The organism is Variovorax sp. MPBD4-3, from assembly GCF_058809745.1.
In genome coordinates this window covers 19686-38492 of record NZ_JBXASW010000058.1, presented here as the reverse complement: position 1 = coordinate 38492, position 18807 = coordinate 19686, and the positions used below count along the sequence as shown (strand labels likewise).

Here is an 18807-nt window from a genome sequence, read left to right as displayed (position 1 = left end):
CCCCGGCCCTCCCCCAGAGCGGCAAGGAGAAAGACAGCAAGGAAGCGAGCGTGCGCACCACGCTGCGCGCGCCGCTGCAGCGCTTTGCGCTCGACACGCTGCAGCGCCACCTGCGCGAACTTCGCGACCGCCACGTGGAAGACGGCGCGCTCGTGGTGCTCGACAACGCCACGGGTGAAGTGCTCGCCTGGGTCGGCTCGTCGGGCCCGCTGAGCCAGGCCGCCGAGGTCGACGGCGTCACCGCGCTGCGCCAGCCCGGCTCCACCCTCAAGCCGCTGCTCTACGGCCAGGCGATTGCCGAGCGGCGCATCACCGCCGCTTCGCTGATCGAGGACTCGTCGGCGCAGATCAGCACCGCCAGCGGCCTCTACATTCCGCAGAACTACGACCGCCGCTTCAAGGGCCCGGTGTCGGCGCGCACTGCGCTGGCCGCGTCGCTCAACGTGCCCGCGGTGCGCACGCTGGTGATGGTGTCGCCCGAGGCCTTCGCGCGCGAGCTGCGCGCCGCCGGCCTGCCGCTGCGCGAGAGCGGCGACTACTACGGCTACAGCCTCGCGCTCGGCAGCGCCGAGGTGTCGCTGCTGTCGCTCACCAACGCCTACCGCATGCTGGCCAACGGCGGGCGTTACGGCACCACGACGCTGACCGCGCGGCCTGCATCCAATCCAGCCGTTGCGGCCAACAACAAGGCCAAGGCCGCCGAGCCGCCGATGCTCGATGCGGGTGCCGCCTTCATCGTCGGCGACATCCTCTCCGACCCGAACGCCCGCACCCGCACCTTCGGCCTGGACAGCATCCTGTCCACCCGCTTCTGGACCGCCGTGAAGACCGGCACCAGCAAGGACATGCGCGACAACTGGGCCGTGGGCTGGTCGCAGCGCTACACGGTCGGCGTGTGGGTGGGCAACGCCAGCGGCGCGTCGATGTGGGACGTGAGCGGCACCAGCGGCGCCGCGCCGGTGTGGGCCGAGGTGATGCGCTTCCTGCACGCCCGCGAACCCAGCCGCGCGCCCGCGCCGCCGCCCGGCGTGGTGCAGGCGCACGTGGAGTTCGGCCCCGGTGCCGACGGCGGCCCGCTGGAGGCCGCGCGCGACGAGTGGTTCCTGCAGGGCACCGAGCAGCCGCTGTTCGCGCTGGACACCGGCATGGCCGGCAGTGCAGCGTCGGCGCGCATCACCGCGCCGTCCGACGGCACCATCATCGCGGTCGACCCCGACATTCCGCCGCTGCGCCAGCGCGTGCGCTTCGAGTCGGAAGGGCGCGGCGTGCAATGGCGCATCGACGGCAAGCATTTCGCGCGCGGCAACAGCGCGCAGTGGCTGCCCTGGCCGGGGCGCCATGTGATCGAACTGGTCGACAGCACGGGCAAGGTGGTCGACCAGCGGCGCATCGAAGTGCGCGGCGCGGGCGTCGTGACCAAGAGCGCGAAGCGATGAGAGCGGGCTTCGCCAATCCGGCCGCGCACGGCTGGCTTCGGCTGGCCGCCTTCCTGATGCTGGTGGCCGCAGCGTTCGCGCTGTGCCTCCCCGCGCACGCCAGGCCGGTGCCGGTGCCCGCGATGACCTCGCGCGTGGTCGACCTCACGAAGACGCTGAACACCGAAGACGCCGGCTCGCTGCGCGAGGACATTTCCGCCATCGAGCAACGCACGCAGGCCCAGCTCGCGGTGCTGATCGTGCCCACCACGGGGGAGGATTCCATCGAGCAGTTCGCCACGCGCGTCTTCGCGCAGTGGAAGCTCGGCCGCGAGGAAGAGAACGACGGCGTGCTGCTGCTGGTGGCGCTGAAAGACCGCCGCATGCGCATCGAGGTCGGCACGGGCCTGGAAGGCCGCGTCACCGACATCCAGGCGGCCCGCATCATCGACGGCGAGATGACGCCGCGCTTTCGCAACGGCGACTTCGCGGGCGGCGTGAAGGCGGCGGTGCAGTCGCTGTCGGAGCTGATCAGCGCGCCGCAGCTGCAGGCGGTGGAAGAAGAGCCGCAGGCCGAGGCGCAGGACAGGGAGTCTTCGCCGCTGCACCGCGTGATCGACGCGTTCTCTACCGAGTCCAGCCAGTCGCGCATCAACACGACCCTGCTCGCGGTGATGCTCTGGACCATCGGCGTGGGGGTGTGGCACGGAAGCCGGCCGCGACCGGCCTCGCCGCGCGTGGTGTCGCAAGGCAGCGGCAAGCGGGGCCGCAAGGGCCGGCGCGTGGACGCGCACCGTACGCAGCGCGAAGGCGCACTCTGGGCCGACCTGAAGACCGAGCCGCCGTCGCCCGAGCGGCGCCGCTGGCCGACGGTGCTGGGCCTGCTCGCGGCCGGCCCGGTGGGCGCGACGCTGGCGCTGGCGAACCTCGCGATGCCGTTCGCCCTCTTCATGCCGGTCGGCTTCATGTATGGGGTCGGCTACCTGTCGGGCCGGTTCAGGACGGCACGCTATGTGTTCATCTGCATCGCGCTGGCGATCGCGGGTCTCGTCGGGCTCGGCTTCTACCTGGGCGCGGACAAGGTGCCGTGGATCATCGGGGGCGTGATCGCCACTGCCGTGGTCGGCATCGGCCTCGCGGTGATCGTGGCGGGCGTGCGCATTCACTGGAAGCGCGGCGCGCTCGGCTTCATGGTGCGGCTCGCGCTGGTGACGGGCGTCATCGGCTTCGCCTTCGTCCAGCTGCGGCCGGGCTCGGAGCCGGACGAGACCTGGCTCGTCATGGCGCTGGTGAGCTTCATCGCGCTGGTGTTCGGGTTCTTCCCCGCCACTGGCAACGGCAGCGGCGACGACCACGACGACGACCGCGACAGCGGATGGAGCAGCAGCTCGTCGAGCAGCAGCAGTAGCAGTAGCAGTAGCAGTTCGTCGGACAGTTCCTCGTCCTCGGGCGGCGGCTCCAGCAGCGGCGGCGGCGCTTCGGGCAGCTGGTAGCCCTGGCTAGGACGACCTGAAGATGCTCAGGACGTAGTCGACGAAGGTCTTGATCTTTGGGGAATTCCGGCGCGCCGGCAGGTAGACCAGGTTGATTTCCTGCGGCTTGAGCTTCAGCTGCGGCAATACCGGCAGCAGCAGGCCCCTGTCCACCTGCGGCTGGGCCAGCGACACCGGCAGCAGGGCAATGCCGCGGGACGACAGCGCCAGTTGCAGGATCAGTTCCATGTCGTCCGACCGGAAAGCGCTTTGCACGCGAACGCGATGGGTCTTGTCGACGGCCGCGAGGTTGACCTCCCGCTTGCGGCCGTCGGCGCCCGTGGTCAGGAACACATGCCGGGAAAAGTCTTGCAGGCTCTCGACGGCCGGATGGGGCGCCAGGTAGTCCGGCGTGGCGCAAAGCATCAGCGCCTCGTCTTTCAAATGGCGCGCGACCAGTTCGTCGCACCCGTCGCGCCCGCGGCGGATGGCCACGTCGGCCTCGTCGCGGAACAGGTCGGCGCGGTCGTTGCCGGTCTCGACCACAACCTCGAGTTGCGGATAGGCGGTCATGAACGCCGGCAGGTGGCTCATGAGCAGCGCCCTGCCGTAGTAGTGCGGCACCACGATGCGCAGCCGTCCCGTCACCGCGTTGCCGCCGGAAGACAAATTGAGCATGACGTCGTCGAGGATGGTCAGCACATGCTGCGCCGCCACCAGGAATTCGCGCCCTTCCTCCGTGAGCGCGAAGCGCGTGGAGCCGCGATGCAGCAGCAGATGGCCCACCGTGGCTTCCAGCCGCTGGAGCTGGCGCGAGGCGGAAGCCTTGGGTACGTTCAGCACATCGGCGGCGGGGGTGAGGCCCCCCAACTGCGCGGCTTTCGTGAACAGCCGCACGTCCGACAAAGAAAAGTCCTTCATTTCAGATTCGACGTGATCCGTTTTTCTTTTTCTCCCGGGCGCTCCCTGTTGGCGTGGTGGCGGGAGTGCCAGACGCCGAGCAGATGAAAATGAAACTTAAAGATTCATAAGTGACCTTTAGTTTCATTTTCCAGCACATGTCAGACAATTGGTAACGTTTAACTCAACCTTTCCCAAAGCTGGGGAAAAGTTCACTGTTTTGCCAAAAATCTTCGAATCCAACTTGCACAATCCAGCGGACAAGCTCCACGACCGTTGCGTGCTGCGAAAGCGAGCAACCACCGCGCTCGCAGCCCGGGATTTGCACAGCGGGCAAAATTCGTCCAATCATTGAATGAATAGGCCCATCTGATGCTCGCTCAAGCCCCACGCACCTCCTTGGCGGACGCCGCCGCCGAAAGCATCCGCGCGGAGATCTCCGGCGGCCGCTGGGCCGTCGGCAGCCGCATTCCCATCGAGCCGCAGCTCGCCCTGCTGCTGGGCGTGAGCCGCGGCACGGTGCGCGAAGCGGTCAAGACGCTGGTGTCGCGCGGCCTGCTCGAAGTGCGGCAGGGCTCGGGCACCTACGTGCGCTCCGGCTTCGACCCCTCTTCCAGCCTGCAGAAAATGCGCCGCGCCAGCCTGCGCGACCAGTTCGAAGTGCGCCGCGCACTCGAGGTCGAAGCCGTCCGGCTCGCGGCGGTGCGGCACACGGCCCGCGACCTGCGCCGGCTGAGCACGCTGCTCGACAAGCGCGGCGTTCCCGACGAAGCCGACGACGGCGCCGGCTTCGTCGAACGCGACCTCGCCTTCCACCTGGCCATCGTCGACGTGTCGGGCAACCTGGCGCTGGCCGAGACCTGCCGCTTCATCACCGGCTACATCAAGGAAACGATCGCCAGCACCATGGGCACCGCGCTGCCCGAGCCCGACGAGGCGGCGCACCGCGCCATCATCGACGGCATCGCCAGCGGCGACCCCGACATCGCCGCCGCGGCGGTGCGCGCCTTCATGGCGCCGATGATCGACGCGCTGGCGCTGGGCACGGCATGAGCGCCGCCGCCCTCGAACGCGACGCCGCCGTTCAACGCACCCGCCCCCCGCAACCCGGCGCGGCCGAAGACCTGCTGATCGACGCCGAGGCCGACAACCGGCCCGCGCCGCAGCCCACGCCCGCGCCCAACCTGGGCCGACGCATCCTGCTCGGCGCGAGCGTGGTGCTTATCGCGTTCAACCTGCGGCCGGTGTTCGCCAGCCTCTCGGTGGTGCTGCCGGAAATCATCAAGGCGACCGGTCTCTCGGCCACCGCCGCGAGCCTGCTGACCACGCTGCCCATCGTCTGCCTGGGCGTGTTCGCGCCGCTGGCACCGGGGCTCGGGCGCCGCTTCGGCACCGAGCGCACGCTGCTCGGCTGCATGGTGCTGATCCTGCTGGGCACGGTGCTGCGCGGCACCGGCAACATTCCGCTGCTGTTCCTGGCGTCGGCCATCGCGGGCAGCGGCATCGCGGTGTCGAACGTGCTGCTGTCGGGCCTGGTGAAGCGCGACTTTGCCAAGCAGGCGGCTCTGATGATGGGCCTCTACACCATGGCCGTGTGCGGCGGTGCCGCCAGCGCGGCGGGCCTCACCGTGCCCATCGAGCATGCGCTGGGCGGCGGCTGGACCATGGCGCTGGCCATGTGGGCGCTGCCGGCCGCGGTGGTCACGCTGGTCTGGGCGCCGCAGGCGCTGCCGGTCAAGGCGGTGGCGAGCGAATCGGGCTTCACGGTGCGCGGGCTGTGGCGCGACAGGCTGGCTTGGCAGGTCACCTTCTTCATGGGGCTGCAGTCCGCCCTCGCCTACATCGTGATGGGCTGGCTCGCGCCCATCCTGCGCGAGCGCGGCCTCGGCAGCGAGACTGCCGGCTACGTGGTGTCGCTGTCGGTCATGACGCAGGTGGTGACCTGCCTCGTGGTGCCGGCGCTGGCGGTGAAGCTGCGCAACCAGCGCGGCCTGGCCGTGGCGCTGGCGGTGCTCACGGTGGCGGCCATGCTGGCGATGCTGTTCGCGCCGCTCGGCGGCGTGTGGCTGTGGGCGGTGCTGCTGGGCATCGCGCAGGGCGGTACCTTCGCGCTGGCGCTCACGATGATCGTGCTGCGCTCGCCCGACTCGCACGTGGCCGCGCACCTGTCGGGCATGGCGCAGGGCGTGGGCTACATGGTGGCCGCCTTCGGGCCGCTGGTGGCCGGGCTGCTGCACGGCTGGACGGGGAGCTTCCGCGCCTCGTCGTGGCTGTTCATCGGGCTGGGCATCGCGCTGGTGATCGCGGGCCTCGGCGCCGGCCGCACCAGGCATGTGGGCGCGGTGACGGTGCCGCGCGGCGCCTGATCTTCCTTGCCGCCTACTGCGGCCCGCCGCCGCAGAAGTCGGCCGCGCCGCCGCCGCTGCCATCGCCGGAAAAGCGCGAGCGCGTGCTGACGGTGGCGCTGGCCGGCACGTGCGCGGCCCAGTCGCTCTGCAGCCAGGTGAACTGCCAGCCGTAGGGGCCGCCGGCCTTTGCCGGCTCGCTGTAGGCGATGCGCAGGCTGCCGCTGCTTTCGTCGTGGCAGTGCTTCGAGGTCTTGTATTCCTTCTCGGAGAAGCAGGCGCGGATCAACTTGCTGCACGAAAACGGAATGCCTTCGTACGCGGCCTTGGCGGACGCGGGATCGGCATCGAGCGGCACGAAGTCGGCGGTGGAAAACGACGCGCCGCCGCCCGAATAGCTCTCGAACTGGCGCTGCAGCACCGCCACGGCCCAGCGCCCGTCGGCCAGCGGATACAGGGCCGGCGCGAGCGAGCGACGGACCTCGCTGTTGCCTGCCTCGCCCGCCTCGCCCTCCTTGACGGAGCCGGCGTACCCGGTGAAGTCGTACACCCGGTCGAGCTTCCAATCCGTCGCATCCGCCGCCCGCTTCAGCCGGCCCAGGGCCAGCGGCGCTTCCGACAGCACCACGAAGTCGCCGGGAGCGCCGCCGCGCGGACGATGGAGCGTCAGCGCCTTGGCGTCGCAGGGCTGGGGCAGCAAGGCGCACAGGTGGGCGCGCCATTCGGCATCGATCGACTCGGGCTGCCTCACCGCGACGAAAACCTGCGCCGCCGGGGCGGCAACCGCGGGCACCGCGACCGGCAGCGCGGGCAGCGCGGCCAGCAGCGCCGCGGGAATGGGCATTTTCTTCATGGGGCCGATGGTAAAACCCGGGCCGTGAACTCCGCCCCAACCTCCACTCCCATCCTGCAGCTGCAGGACATCGGCTTCGCCTACCCCGGCCAGAGCGCCATCGCATCCGGCTGGACCGCCTCGATCGGCCCCGGCGTGACGCTGCTCCATGGCGACACGGGCGCCGGCAAGTCGGCCCTGCTCCAGGTGATCGCCGGCGTGCTGCCCGCCAGCGGCCGGCTGACGGTGGCCGGCACCCGGCTGGACGCCTCGCCAGAGGCCTACCGCCGCCAGGTCTTCTTCGTCGACCCCGCCACCGAGCGCTTCGACCAGCTCACCGCCCGCGAGTGCACGCGGCAACTGGCCGAAGGCGACACCGGCTTCGACCCCGATGCCTGGCAGACGCTGGTCGACGGCTTCTCGCTCGAGCCGCACCTCGACAAGAAGCTCTTCATGCTCTCGACCGGCTCCAGGCGCAAGGTCTGGATGGCCGCGGGGCTCGCCTCGGGCCGGCCGCTGGTGCTGCTCGACGAGCCGACCGCCGGGCTCGACGCCGGATCCACCCGCTGCCTCTGGAAAGCCCTTTCGGACATTGCCGGGCGGGGCCGCCGGGCCGTTCTGGTCGCCAGCGCGGCGCTGGTCGACACCGTGCCGCTGGCGGCTACCATCGCCCTGCCGCTGGATTGACAGAGCCTTTCGCGGGGAGATCGCTCCCCCGGATCGGCCACCCTCCCTCCGCCCGGCGACAATCGCTACCTCGTGAACTGATTCATCCCTGAAGTTCACGCCACCCGACAACCCAGGATTTACGGACGCAAGCGCATGAGCTCGAAGCAACCCACCATCGTCTACACCCTCACCGACGAGGCGCCCCTGCTGGCGACCTACGCGTTTTTGCCCATCATCCGCGCCTTCACCAATCCGGCCGGCATCGACGTCACCACCAGCGACATCTCGGTGGCAGCCCGCATCCTGGGCGAATTTCCCGAATTCCTGAGCGACGACCAGAAGGTGCCGGACAACCTGGCCGAACTCGGCAAGCTCACGCTCAAGCCTGAAGCCAACATCATCAAGCTGCCCAACATCAGCGCCTCGGTCGCCCAGCTCAAGGCGGCGATCAAGGAACTGCAGGGCAAGGGCTACAAGATTCCCGACTACCCGGAGAACCCGACCTCGGACGAGGACAAGGACATCCGCGCGCGCTACAACAAGTGCACCGGCAGCGCCGTGAACCCGGTCCTGCGCGAAGGCAACTCCGACCGCCGCGCGCCCAAGGCCGTCAAGGAATACGCGCGCAAGAACCCGCACAGCATGGCCGAGTGGAGCCAGGCCTCGCGCTCGCACGTCTCGCACATGCACGGCGGCGACTTCTACCACGGCGAAAAGTCCATGACGCTGGACCGCGCGCGCAACGTCAAGATGGAGCTCATCACCAAGAGCGGCAAGACCATCGTGCTCAAGCCCAAGGTCGCGCTGCTGGACCGCGAGGTCATCGACTCCATGTTCATGAGCAAGAAGGCGCTGCTGGCCTTCTATGAAAAGGAAATCGAGGACGCGCACAAGACCGGCGTCATGTTCTCGCTGCACGTGAAGGCCACCATGATGAAGGTCTCGCACCCCATCGTGTTCGGCCACTGCGTGAAGATCTTCTACAAGGAAGCCTTCGAGAAACACGGCAAGCTGTTCGACGAACTGGGCATCAACGTCAACAACGGCATGGTCGACCTGTACACCAAGATCGCCACGCTGCCCCAGAGCACGCAGGACGAGATCAAGCGCGACCTGCACGCCTGCCACGAGAACCGCCCCGAGCTGGCCATGGTCGACTCGGCCAAGGGCATCACCAACTTCCATTCGCCCAACGACGTCATCGTGGACGCTTCCATGCCCGCGATGATCCGCAACGGCGGCAAGATGTGGGGCGCCGACGGCCGCCTGAAGGACGTGAAGGCCGTGATGCCCGAATCGACCTTCGCCCGCATCTACCAGGAGATCATCAACTTCTGCAAGTGGCACGGCGCCTTCGACCCCAAGACCATGGGCACGGTGCCCAACGTGGGCCTCATGGCCCAGAAGGCCGAGGAATACGGCTCGCACGACAAGACCTTCGAGATCCCCGAAGACGGCGTCGCCAACATCACCGACCTGGACACCGGCGAAGTGCTGATGAGCGAGAACGTGGAGCAAGGCGACATCTGGCGCATGTGCCAGGTCAAGGACGCCGCGATCCGCGACTGGGTCAAGCTGGCCGTCACCCGCGCGCGCAACTCGGGCATGCCTGTGGTGTTCTGGCTGGACGCCTACCGCCCGCACGAGGCGCAGCTGATCACCAAGGTCAAGATGTACCTGCACGAGCACAACACCTCGGGCCTGGACATCCAGATCATGAGCCAGGTGCGCGCCATGCGCTACACGCTGGAGCGCGTCGTGCGCGGCCTGGACACCATCAGCGCCACCGGCAACATCCTGCGCGACTACCTGACCGACCTGTTCCCCATCATGGAACTGGGCACCTCGGCCAAGATGCTGTCGATCGTGCCGCTGATGGCCGGCGGCGGCCTCTACGAAACCGGCGCGGGCGGCTCGGCCCCCAAGCACGTGCAGCAGCTGGTGGAAGAAAACCACCTGCGCTGGGACTCGCTGGGCGAATTCCTCGCGCTGGCCGTCAGCCTGGAAGACCTGGGCCTGAAGACCGGCAACAAGAAGGCCTCCATCCTGGCCAAGACGCTCGACACCGCCACCGGCAAGCTGCTGGACAACAACAAGAACCCGTCGCCCAAGACCGGCCAGCTCGACAACCGCGGCAGCCAGTTCTACCTGGCGATGTACTGGGCGCAGGAACTGGCCGCGCAGACCGAAGACAAGGAACTGCAGGCGCTGTTCGTGAAGCTGGCCGACTCGCTCACCAGCAACGAGAAGAAGATCGTCGAAGAGCTGGCGGCCGTGCAGGGCAAGCCCGTCGACATCGGCGGCTACTACCTGGCCGACAAGACGAAGTTCGAGGCGGTGATGCGCCCGAGCGCCACGCTGAACGCGGCGCTGGCTTCGGCGCAAGGCTGACGCGCTGACGAAGCGATGAGCCCACGGGACGGCGGCAAGCGCCGTCCCGGCTCACTCGCGCAGAGCGAGGGACGGAACTAGACTGTTCGCCCCCTCAGCTCTTCCAGGCAGGCCCCTCATGAAATACCGTCTGCTTATTTCCCTCGCCCTGGCCTTCGCAGGCGCCGCCCACGGCGCAGAAGACTGCGAAGCGCTGCGCACCCGCATCGAATCGAAGATCGCCGCCGCCGGTGTCGCGCGTTTCGCCGTCACCGTCGTCGATGCCAACGCAACGGCGGCCGGCCAGGTGGTGGGCAGCTGCGAACTCGGCAGCAAGAAGGTCGTGTACGAGCGCGACGTCGGGCCGGTGCGCGAAGGCGTCGCTCCCGCGCCTGCGTCGGGCGCGCCATCTGGCGGCAGCGAGCCGATCCTCACCGAATGCAGGGACGGGACCGTGTCCGTCGGCGGCGACTGCAGGAAGCAGCCCTAGCAAAAAGCCGCCGCCCCCGGATCAGCTACCCCGGGCCTCCGGGTCCAGCAGCCCCATCTGCATGCCCTCGCGCACGGCCTGCGCACGCGACTTCACGGCCAGCTTGCGGTAGATGTTCTTGACCTGCGCATCGACCGTGTGGGGCGAGCGGTAGCTCGTCTCGGCGATCTGCTTGTTGCTCAGGCCCTGGGAGACCATCCGCAGCACGTTGATCTCTCGCGGGGACAGCGAAGACCGCCCGCAGTCCGGGCCCGGCGGCTGCAGGCTGCGCACCCGCCTTGGCTTGGCGGGCGGCCGCACGGCAGCCGCGTCGGCCTTGGTTTCGTGCATCTGGCGCGCATCCAGGATGCGCTGTGCGATCCGCGACGCCGTCGCCGTGTCGCCTTCCGCGACCAGCCGCATCAGGAAGGCCAGTTCGACCTCGTTCGCCTCGGAGAACAGCGAACCCACGGCGCCCGCCGCGGCCACGCAGTCTGCATGGAGCGCCTGCGCGGCCATGGACAGCGCGGCCGGCTCGGTGCCGCGCTTGCCCTCGCGCACAGGTTCGGTGGGGATCCTCGTTGTTTTTTTATCGGACAGCATGTGTCGGCGCTCGCTCGAGAAGGGTGGAAAACTGCGAGACCCCTTGTCTCGGGACCTCCGCGTGGCCCTGCAACCACGTCACCCCGAAGATTGCTTTCGTATGACAAACGGCCTTGACCGTGCGTCTCAGTTCTTGCGAGAATCCGCCGCAAATCCGTTACTTTTTGGCACTTTAGGGTTATTTTCAGATTTTCTGAGAGCCTGTCCGCCTGATTCGGAGCGTTTTTGATGGGCTTGCGCGAAACAGAAACCGCCTCCCGTTCCTCCCTGCGGAGCGGCATCTCCCACAGCCATTTCGACGTGGCTGCCGAACCTCCGCACCGGCAATTCCTGGCCTGGCGCGAGCGCGTGGGCCATGTGATCGACGTCGTCCCCTCGGCGTCGGACATCGGCAAGCCGTTCCACGCGTCCATCGACCGGTACGAAGTCGGCGACATCGTCTTCACCGACTGCCGCTCCGACGCCATGCTGCTCGAGCGCTCGCTCGCGCGCATCTCCACCGACAACGTCCGCAACTACGCCTTCCACGTGTTCGCCGAAGGCGACGTCGACAGCGTGACCGTACGCTCCTCGGCGCAGCGCGACGCACCGGCCGCGGCGAAGTTCGTGGCGCTCGACATGGGCCAGCCGGTGCGCATGCATCGCAACGCCTGCCATGTGCTGACCTTCTTCGTGCCGGGCGCGATGGTGCAGGAGGTCTTTCCCGACCCCGCGGCCGTCCACGCCCGCACGATGCAGCCCGACTCGCCCATCGCACAACTGGCGCTGGATCACACGGCCGCGCTCGGCCGGGAGATCGCGACGCTGAGCGCCCCGGCCGCCGAAAGCGCCGTGCGCGACGCCGTGCAGTTGCTGCTCGCGGGCTTCGGCAAGCAGGCGCGCCTGAGCGGCGGAGCGCGTGCAGCCACCCGCGCGGCGATGTTCGGGCAGGTGCGCCGCTATGTGCAGGCCAACCTGCATCGCGCCGACCTGTCTCCGGAGAACGTGCTGGCGGCGCTGCATCTTCCGCGCCCGACCCTTTACCGGCTGTTCCAGCACGAAGGCGGCCTGGGTGCGTACATGCGCCACCTGCGGCTGCGGCATGCGGCCGACGACCTCGTGCGCTATCCGCACACCATGGTGACCGACGTGGCCTACGGCGTCGGGTTCAAGAGCCCGTCGGACTTCACGAGGGCCTTCCGAAGGGCCTACGGCATGTCGCCGCAGGAGTTCAGGGCTTCGTCGGGCGCGCCTCACTGACCACCCGCGCGATCCACGCCAGCAGCACGGCGACGACCTCGTCGCGGTTGACCTCGTTGAGCGTCTCGTGGCGCGCACCGCCGAACACGTGGCTCGACACGTCTCGCAGCCCCGCCTCGCGGTAGCGCTGCACCAGTGGGTAGAACCACTCGGCCTTGTTGCTGACCGGGTCCTGGTCGCCGATGAACAGGTACAGCGGCAGATCGGGGCGGATGCGCTGTCGCATCGCCTCGGGCGTCAGGTCCGCCAGCTTCGCGAACATCGAGCCCAGCCCCTCGGCCGAGGCGGTGAAGCCGCACAGCGGATCGGCGATGTAGGCGTCGACCTGAGCCGGGTCGCGGCTGAGCCAGTCGAACGGCGTGCGCACATCGGGCAGCGCGGCGTTCATGTCCTCCAGCTTGAAGCCGGACTGCAGCGCGGTCCCCAGCAGGTCGAGCGCCGACGTGCCCGAAAGCACGGCCCCTGACAGCAGCGCGCTGTGCTCGACGAGGTAGTACTGCGTGGCGAACGAGCCCATGCTGTGGCCCAGCAGGATCAGCGGCAGCCCCGGGTGCACGCCGCGCACGTGGCGGCTCAGGAGCGCCATGTCGTCCACCAGGCCGGTGAAAGCGCGTGGACCGAACTCGCCCAGTTCGCCGCGCGCGGCGGCGCCCTTGCCGTGGCCCCGGTGCTCGTTGGCGTAGACGACATAGCCGGCCTCCACCAGCGCTTGCGCCAGATGCCGATAGCGCAGCGAATGCTCGCCCATGCCGTGCGCCAGTTGAATCACGGCGCGCTGCGTCGGGCCTTGCCAGCGATGCGCTTCGATCGCGATGCCGTCGTTGGAAGTCAGGTCGAAGTGCGTCTCTGTGCTCGGCATGCAGTGCTCCATTGAAAAGGGAACGCCATCCTAGGGGGTGGCGGGCGCAGCGAGGATCAGGGCTTTCCAGCTTCCTGCGCGCGGCGGGCCGCGAGCAGCCCGGCCATCTTCTTCAAGGCCGCCTCCAGCGTGGGCTCGACGTGGATCGAGCAGGCCAGCATCAGGTTCAGCGGCTGGCCGAAGTCTTCGACGGCAATGCCGGTACCGGTCTCGCGCAATACGCCGTTCGCGTCCACTTCGCACGGCAGCGCCGCGCGCACGCGACCTGCATAACTGCCTTCGGGCACGCCATAAGCCACGACCGGAATCCCCAGCGCGACTGCGGCCCCCACCTCGAACACCGTGCCCGAGTCTGGCTCCAGTCCCCTGAAGCTGGCGAGATTGGCGAGAACGCCATCGGCGCCGCGAAGGCGCTGCATGTTGGCCTCGTAGATCTGCATCTCCGGAGTCTGCGTGCTCTGGTCTTCGTTGCCATCCGCGGGTAACAGGACCGCAAGGCCCGCGGCTTCGCAAGCCGCCTTGAGCCGGACGAAGTGCTCTCTCGCGTCAGGACGAAAGACATCCGGCCCGGCCAGGTAGACGCGCGGACGCGGCGCGATGTCGAGGGCTTCATTCATCGGCAAAGCATCGGCGATTTCCGGGCCGGGCTCAATCCCGGCGGCGTGACGGGAAGTGACACGCAGCCAGATGCATTCATGGCGGATTGGGCAAGAAGTTCGCACGAAACGGCTACCACCCAGCGCCCGTTTTTCTGAAGAATCGCTGCACCACCCAAGCTACGGTGCCGCTCTAGCGCGAAAGTACCAAGCGGCGGCCCGCGCCGGCCTTTCCCCTTCGCATCGCGTTTTGCAGGATCAGGCAGAAACCGCGTTCGATCCGGATACCGCTTGCAGCCCTTGCCGCGAGAAACTTCCTTCCATGCCCGGCGCACGCTCATCTCTGGTGTGCGCCCCGCGGCCAACCGACCAGCACAAGGAGTTCTCCATGACCGCAATCCAGGAAAAAGTCGTCCTCATCACCGGCGCGAGCAGCGGTATCGGCGAAGCGACCGCGCGGCTGCTTGCGCGGCGCGGCGCCAAGGTGGTGCTCGGTGCGCGGCGCACCGACCGGCTCGCGGCGCTCGTGGCCGAGATCGAAGCCACCGGCGGCACCGCCAGCTTCCAGCGCCTCGACGTCACGCACCGGCCCGACGTGGAAGCATTTGCCGAGTTCGCCCTCGAGACGCACGGGCACATCGACGTGCTGGTGAACGCCGCGGGCGTGATGCCGATGTCGCCGCTGTGGAACCGCAAGATCGAGGAGTGGGAACTCATGATCGACGTGAACCTGCGCGGCGTGCTGCTCGGCATTGCGGCCGTGCTGCCAACGATGCAGGAGCAGGGCTGGGGCCACATCGTCAACGTGGCGCCGGTGGCGATGCAGGGCGTGTCGCCCGCCTCCGCCGTCTACCACGGCACGCAGTACGCGGTGAACGCGATCTCCGAGGGGCTGCGCCAGGAGCACGCCGGCCGCCTGCACGTGACGATGATCAGCCCCGACGTGAACGGCCCGGGCGACCCGCTGGCCGAACGCATTGCCAACAGCTACTCGCGCGAGCGCATGCGCACCAACCGGCGCATCGCGGTGCCGGTGGACGCGGTGGCCCGCTCGATTGCCGGCGCCATCGAGGGCTACGGCATCACCGTCGACACGATGCGGCTGCCCTACAGGCAGAAGCCGCATCCCGCCGTGTACGTGCAGTGATTCAGTAGGTCTTGTAGGGCAGGAACTTGCCCGACAGCACCACGTTGACCCGGTCGCCCTTCGGGTCGGCCTGGCGCTGGATGTCCATGCTGAAGTCGATGGCGCTCATGATGCCGTCGCCGAACTCCTCATGGATCAGTTCCTTGATGGTGGTGCCGTACACGCTCACCACCTCGTACCAGCGGTAGATGAGCGGGTCGGTCGGCACCGGCGTGGGCAGCGAGCCCTTGTAGGGCACCACCTGCAGCCATTTCTGCTCTTCCGGCGTGAGGCCGAAGATCTTGCCGACGACCTTGGCCTGCTTGTCGTCGAGCGTCATCTGGCCGAGGCAGGCGGCGGTGGTCCACTCCTTGGAGAGACCGACCTTCCTGGCCACGTCGGCCCACTGGATGCCCTTGCTCACCTTGACGGTGATGATCTTCTCCGTGACGTCGTTGCGGTTCATGCGGTCTCCTGTTTGAACATGCCGTAGCAAGCAACAGCCGTGCCGGAGCTCAGCGCAACTTGCGCTCCGCTTCCTTGATGGGCTGGTCGTTGATGCTCGCGAAGCGGCGCTGCATCAGGCCGTTCTCCGCGAACTCCCAGTTCTCGTTGCCGTGGCTGCGATACCACTGGCCCGCGTCGTCACGCCATTCGTACTCGAAGCGCACCGCGATGCGGTTGTCCATGAAGGCCCACAGCTGCTTCTTCAGCCGGTAGTCGAGTTCGCGCGCCCACTTGCGCGAGAGGAACTCGACCACCTGCTCGCGGCCGTTGACGAACTCGGCGCGGTTGCGCCACTCGGTGTCGGGCGTGTAGGCCAGGCTCACGCGCACGGGGTCGCGCGAGTTCCAGGCGTCTTCGGCCGCCTGGACTTTCTTGATGGCCGATTCGAGGGTGAAGGGCGGCAGCGGGGGACGTGATTCCATGAGAGTCTTTCAATGAAGTGGCAAGAGGGAATGCACCGCAATGTGCCACATGTAGACAGACCTGTCTACATGCCTACAATCGCACCATGGACATCTCCGCACTGCCGGCGCGCGAGCGCATCCTTCTCACCGCCCACGACCTCTTCTATGCCGACGGCATCCGCGCCACCGGCATCGACCGCGTCATCGCTGCGTCGGGCGTCACCAAGGTCACTTTCTACCGGCACTTCCCGTCGAAGGACGACCTGGTGCGCGCCTTCCTCGACCACCGCCACGGCCTGTGGATGGCGTGGTTCGTCGACGCGCTGGGCCGGCGCGGCGCGCAACGGCGAATCGAGGGCGGGCAGGCGCTGATGGTGCTGGCCGACGTGATGGCCGAGTGGTTCGCCGACCCGGCGTTTCGCGGCTGCGCGTTCATCAACTCGGTGGTGGAGATCGGCGCCAGCGTGGCCGGCGCCACCGGCATCGCGCGCGAGCACAAGCGCGAGATGGTCGAGGTCATCGCGGGACTGCTGCCCGATGTTCCGCAACGCATGGCGCTCGCGCAGGCTGCGGCGCTGGGCGTGGACGGCGCCATCGTCAAGGCGCAGATGGGCGACGCGGCACTGGCGCGCGAAGCCGTCGACGACCTGCGCCGGCTGCTCCAGGCACTGACGGCCACGCTCGCCGTCGCCTAGGCCGGAGCACTGGCAGCCGGGAGCGTTCGATACCATCGAACCCCGCAGCTTTCGCCGACAAGAAGATGGTTTCACCGCGCCTCCCCTCGACCCAGGGCCTCCAGGCCTTCGAGGCCGTCGCGCGCCTGCGCAGCGTGAACCTGGCGGCCGAGGAACTCAGCGTGACGCCCAGCGCGGTGAGCCACCGCATCCGGCAGCTCGAGCTTCTGCTGGAACTCAAGTTCTTCACCGGCAGCGACTTCAGCCTCAGCGCCGACGGCATGGCCTACCTGGCCCGCGTGCGCGAGGCCATTGCGGCACTGCAGCAAGTGCCCGGCCGCGAGCCGGCGTCGCAGATGCGGCGGCTGCGCGTGGCGGTCACGCCCACCTTCTCGCGGCAGATACTGCTGCCCCGGCTCGCGCGCTTTCGCGACACCTACCCGAACATCGAGCTGATGCTGCAGGTGACGGCGCCGGTGCGCAGCTCCACGCTGGAAGAGGTCGACCTGGAGCTGCGCTTCGGCACCGGCCCGTTTCACGACCGCGAGTTCTGCCAGCTGCTGGCCGACGAGGTGTCGCCCGCGTGCAGCCCGGCGTACCTGCAACGCCACGGCCCTTTCGAGGACGGCTTCTCGACCGACGCCGAGGTGTCGCGCTCGCAGTTGCTGCGCACGCCGCTGGAGTCTTGGCGCACCTGGTTCAAGGCCTGCGGCATCGGGCTGCCCGAGCCCGCCAGCGGCCACCAGCTCACCGACCTGGGCCTGGCGCTCGATGCGGCGGCGGAAGACTTCGGCGTGGTGCTGATGCACCTGAAGCTCGGCAGCGCCTGGCTCGACAACGGCCGGCTCGTGCGGCTGTCGCCGCGCAGCGTGCCTTCGCCCAACGCCTACTTCCTGTGCTGGCGGCCGGGCACCATGGAACGCTGGGAATGCGCCACCTTCGTCGAGTGGCTGCGGCAGGCACTGCGCGACTGAATTCTTTTCAGCCGAAGCCTCCGCTTTTTTCAGATGGCCCGCCGGGGCACCTGCCGATAATGGCCGGTTAGCCCCCGCCAACCCACAAAGACCATCCAGGAGACGCACCGTGCCCGACCTTTCCAAGATCACCAGCATCGAAGACCTACGGGTGATCGCCAAGCGGCGCGTGCCGAAGATGTTCTACGACTACGCCGACTCCGGCGCCTGGACCGAGGGCACCTACCGCGCCAACGAAAGCGACTTCCAGAAGATCAAGCTGCGCCAGCGCGTGGCGGTGAACATGGAAGGCCGCTCGCTGCGCACCACCATGGCCGGGCAGGAAACCGCGATGCCCGTGGCCATCGCGCCCACCGGCCTCACCGGCATGCAGCACGCCGACGGCGAGATCCTCGGCGCCCGCGCGGCCAAGGCCTTCGGCATTCCGTTCACGCTGTCGACCATGAGCATCTGCTCGCTGGAAGATATCGCCGAGCACACCGGCCGCCACCCGTTCTGGTTCCAGCTCTACGTCATGAAGGACCGCGACTTCATCGAACGCCTGATCGAGCGCGCCAAGGCCGCCAACGTCACCGCGCTGCAGCTCACGCTGGACCTGCAGATCCTGGGGCAGCGCCACAAGGACATCAAGAACGGCCTCACCGCGCCGCCCAAGCCCACCATCAAGAACCTCATCAACCTCGCCACCAAGCCGGCCTGGTGCATGGGCATGCTGGGCACGAAGCGACGCACCTTCGGCAACATCGCGGGCCATGCCAAGGGCGTGAAAGACCTGTCGTCGCTGTCTTCGTGGACCGCCGAGCAGTTCGACCCCGCGCTCAGCTGGGCCGACGTCGAGTGGATCAAGAAGCTCTGGGGCGGCAAGCTCATCCTCAAGGGCATCATGGACGTGGAAGACGCGCGCCTGGCCGCCAACAGCGGTGCCGATGCGCTCATCGTGTCGAACCACGGCGGCCGCCAGCTCGACGGCGCGCCCTCTTCCATCGCGGCACTGCCCGCCATCGTCGAAGCGGTGGGCAGCGAGATCGAGGTGTGGATGGACGGCGGCATCCGCAGCGGGCAGGACGTGCTCAAGGCGCGCGCGCTGGGCGCACGCGGCACGCTCATCGGCCGCAGCTTCCTGTACGGGCTGGGCGCCCACGGCGAGGCCGGCGTGACGCGCGCGCTGCAGATCATCCAGAAGGAGCTCGACATCACCATGGCCTTCTGCGGCCGCACGAACATCGACGAAGTCGATTCGAGCATCCTGCTGCCCGGCACGTTCTAGGGCCTGCGCGAAGGCCACTTCGGGGGTAGGCCGATGAGGCGCCGGCTGACACGGCGCCCCCACGTGCAGGCGCAGAATGTTTTGGC

The 18807-nt window shown here is 68.2% G+C and carries 19 protein-coding genes; 12 read left to right on the top strand and 7 right to left on the bottom strand.

Translation table 11 applies throughout. From position 1 onward, the window contains the following. Together AC1RVW_RS25255 and AC1RVW_RS25250 are read left to right on the top strand one after the other, a co-directional pair. The coding region (locus AC1RVW_RS25255) for a penicillin-binding transpeptidase domain-containing protein (protein WP_493203301.1) at positions 1–1436 on the top strand (1436 nt) is incomplete at its 5' end. Next, positions 1433–2908 carry a TPM domain-containing protein gene (locus AC1RVW_RS25250; protein WP_493203299.1) on the top strand — a complete coding sequence of 492 codons (1476 nt, stop codon included), beginning with the start codon at positions 1433–1435 and terminating at the stop codon, positions 2906–2908. The genes AC1RVW_RS25255 and AC1RVW_RS25250, both read left to right, overlap by 4 nt. A 6-nt stretch (positions 2909–2914) precedes the next feature. Here the strand turns inward: AC1RVW_RS25250 and AC1RVW_RS25245 are convergent, their stop codons facing one another. Continuing rightward, entirely contained in the window at positions 2915–3808 is an 894-nt protein-coding gene (locus AC1RVW_RS25245; protein WP_081265813.1) for a LysR family transcriptional regulator, read from the bottom strand. Positions 3809–4159: 351 nt separating this feature from the next. On the opposite strand from AC1RVW_RS25245, the gene AC1RVW_RS25240 reads away from it, so the two are divergent. Both AC1RVW_RS25240 and AC1RVW_RS25235 read left to right on the top strand, forming a co-directional pair. Further along, positions 4160–4840 carry a FadR/GntR family transcriptional regulator gene (locus tag AC1RVW_RS25240; RefSeq protein WP_081265812.1) on the top strand — a complete coding sequence of 227 codons (681 nt, stop codon included), beginning with the start codon at positions 4160–4162 and terminating at the stop codon, positions 4838–4840. Continuing rightward, positions 4837–6153, top strand: coding sequence for a CynX/NimT family MFS transporter (locus AC1RVW_RS25235; RefSeq protein ID WP_253819707.1), 1317 nt, complete (start codon positions 4837–4839; stop codon positions 6151–6153). The genes AC1RVW_RS25240 and AC1RVW_RS25235 overlap by 4 nt, the downstream gene beginning before the upstream one ends. A gap of 13 nt (positions 6154–6166) precedes the next feature. Here the strand turns inward: AC1RVW_RS25235 and AC1RVW_RS25230 are convergent, their stop codons facing one another. Next, on the bottom strand, positions 6167–6985 hold the full coding sequence (locus tag AC1RVW_RS25230; protein ID WP_493203296.1) for a hypothetical protein: 819 nt from the start codon (positions 6983–6985) through the stop codon (positions 6167–6169). Positions 6986–7009: 24 nt separating this feature from the next. On the opposite strand from AC1RVW_RS25230, the gene AC1RVW_RS25225 reads away from it, so the two are divergent. The 3 genes from AC1RVW_RS25225 to AC1RVW_RS25215 all read left to right on the top strand — a co-directional run bounded on the left by AC1RVW_RS25225 (position 7010) and on the right by AC1RVW_RS25215 (position 10493). Then, positions 7010–7651 carry an ABC transporter ATP-binding protein gene (locus AC1RVW_RS25225; protein ID WP_493203294.1) on the top strand — a complete coding sequence of 214 codons (642 nt, stop codon included), beginning with the start codon at positions 7010–7012 and terminating at the stop codon, positions 7649–7651. A 135-nt stretch (positions 7652–7786) separates the two neighbouring features. Next, the gene (locus AC1RVW_RS25220) at positions 7787–10024 is read left to right on the top strand and encodes an NADP-dependent isocitrate dehydrogenase (RefSeq protein WP_106935340.1); all 2238 of its coding nucleotides are present in this window, start codon (positions 7787–7789) and stop codon (positions 10022–10024) included. 118 nt (positions 10025–10142) lie between these two features. Further along, entirely contained in the window at positions 10143–10493 is a 351-nt protein-coding gene (locus AC1RVW_RS25215; protein ID WP_493203291.1) for a DUF1161 domain-containing protein, read from the top strand. A gap of 21 nt (positions 10494–10514) precedes the next feature. Here the strand turns inward: AC1RVW_RS25215 and AC1RVW_RS25210 are convergent, their stop codons facing one another. Further along, a complete protein-coding gene (locus tag AC1RVW_RS25210) occupies positions 10515–11075 on the bottom strand; it encodes a helix-turn-helix transcriptional regulator (protein ID WP_285412182.1) in 561 nt (186 codons plus the stop codon). Between the two features lie 300 nt (positions 11076–11375). On the opposite strand from AC1RVW_RS25210, the gene AC1RVW_RS25205 reads away from it, so the two are divergent. Beyond that, a complete protein-coding gene (locus tag AC1RVW_RS25205) occupies positions 11376–12314 on the top strand; it encodes an AraC family transcriptional regulator (RefSeq protein ID WP_493203289.1) in 939 nt (312 codons plus the stop codon). On the opposite strand, the gene AC1RVW_RS25200 is transcribed toward AC1RVW_RS25205, so the two are convergent. After that, positions 12286–13173, bottom strand: a complete 888-nt coding sequence (locus tag AC1RVW_RS25200) for an alpha/beta fold hydrolase (protein WP_493203287.1) — start codon at positions 13171–13173, stop codon at positions 12286–12288. The two genes, AC1RVW_RS25205 and AC1RVW_RS25200, sit on opposite strands and share 29 nt — an antisense overlap. Before the next feature lie 56 nt (positions 13174–13229). Continuing rightward, positions 13230–13790 carry a nucleoside 2-deoxyribosyltransferase gene (locus AC1RVW_RS25195; protein WP_493203285.1) on the bottom strand — a complete coding sequence of 187 codons (561 nt, stop codon included), beginning with the start codon at positions 13788–13790 and terminating at the stop codon, positions 13230–13232. A 367-nt stretch (positions 13791–14157) separates the two neighbouring features. On the opposite strand from AC1RVW_RS25195, the gene AC1RVW_RS25190 reads away from it, so the two are divergent. Continuing rightward, positions 14158–14916, top strand: a complete 759-nt coding sequence (locus AC1RVW_RS25190) for an SDR family oxidoreductase (protein WP_106937521.1) — start codon at positions 14158–14160, stop codon at positions 14914–14916. A gap of 1 nt (position 14917) precedes the next feature. Here the strand turns inward: AC1RVW_RS25190 and cynS are convergent, their stop codons facing one another. Beyond that, positions 14918–15361, bottom strand: a complete 444-nt coding sequence (cynS, locus tag AC1RVW_RS25185) for a cyanase (protein WP_081265803.1) — start codon at positions 15359–15361, stop codon at positions 14918–14920. Between the two features lie 49 nt (positions 15362–15410). Continuing rightward, complete coding sequence (locus AC1RVW_RS25180) at positions 15411–15824, bottom strand: nuclear transport factor 2 family protein (protein ID WP_493203282.1); 414 nt, start codon at positions 15822–15824, stop codon at positions 15411–15413. Positions 15825–15910: 86 nt separating this feature from the next. Here AC1RVW_RS25180 and AC1RVW_RS25175 point away from each other — a divergent pair, with 86 nt between their 5' ends. From AC1RVW_RS25175 to AC1RVW_RS25165, 3 genes are all read left to right on the top strand, one after another. Continuing rightward, the gene (locus tag AC1RVW_RS25175; RefSeq protein WP_081265801.1) at positions 15911–16501 is read left to right on the top strand and encodes a TetR/AcrR family transcriptional regulator; all 591 of its coding nucleotides are present in this window, start codon (positions 15911–15913) and stop codon (positions 16499–16501) included. A gap of 65 nt (positions 16502–16566) precedes the next feature. After that, positions 16567–17454 carry a LysR substrate-binding domain-containing protein gene (locus tag AC1RVW_RS25170; protein WP_106935346.1) on the top strand — a complete coding sequence of 296 codons (888 nt, stop codon included), beginning with the start codon at positions 16567–16569 and terminating at the stop codon, positions 17452–17454. Positions 17455–17563: 109 nt separating this feature from the next. Further along, positions 17564–18721, top strand: coding sequence for an alpha-hydroxy acid oxidase (locus AC1RVW_RS25165; protein WP_081265799.1), 1158 nt, complete (start codon positions 17564–17566; stop codon positions 18719–18721). Positions 18722–18807 lie beyond the last annotated feature (86 nt).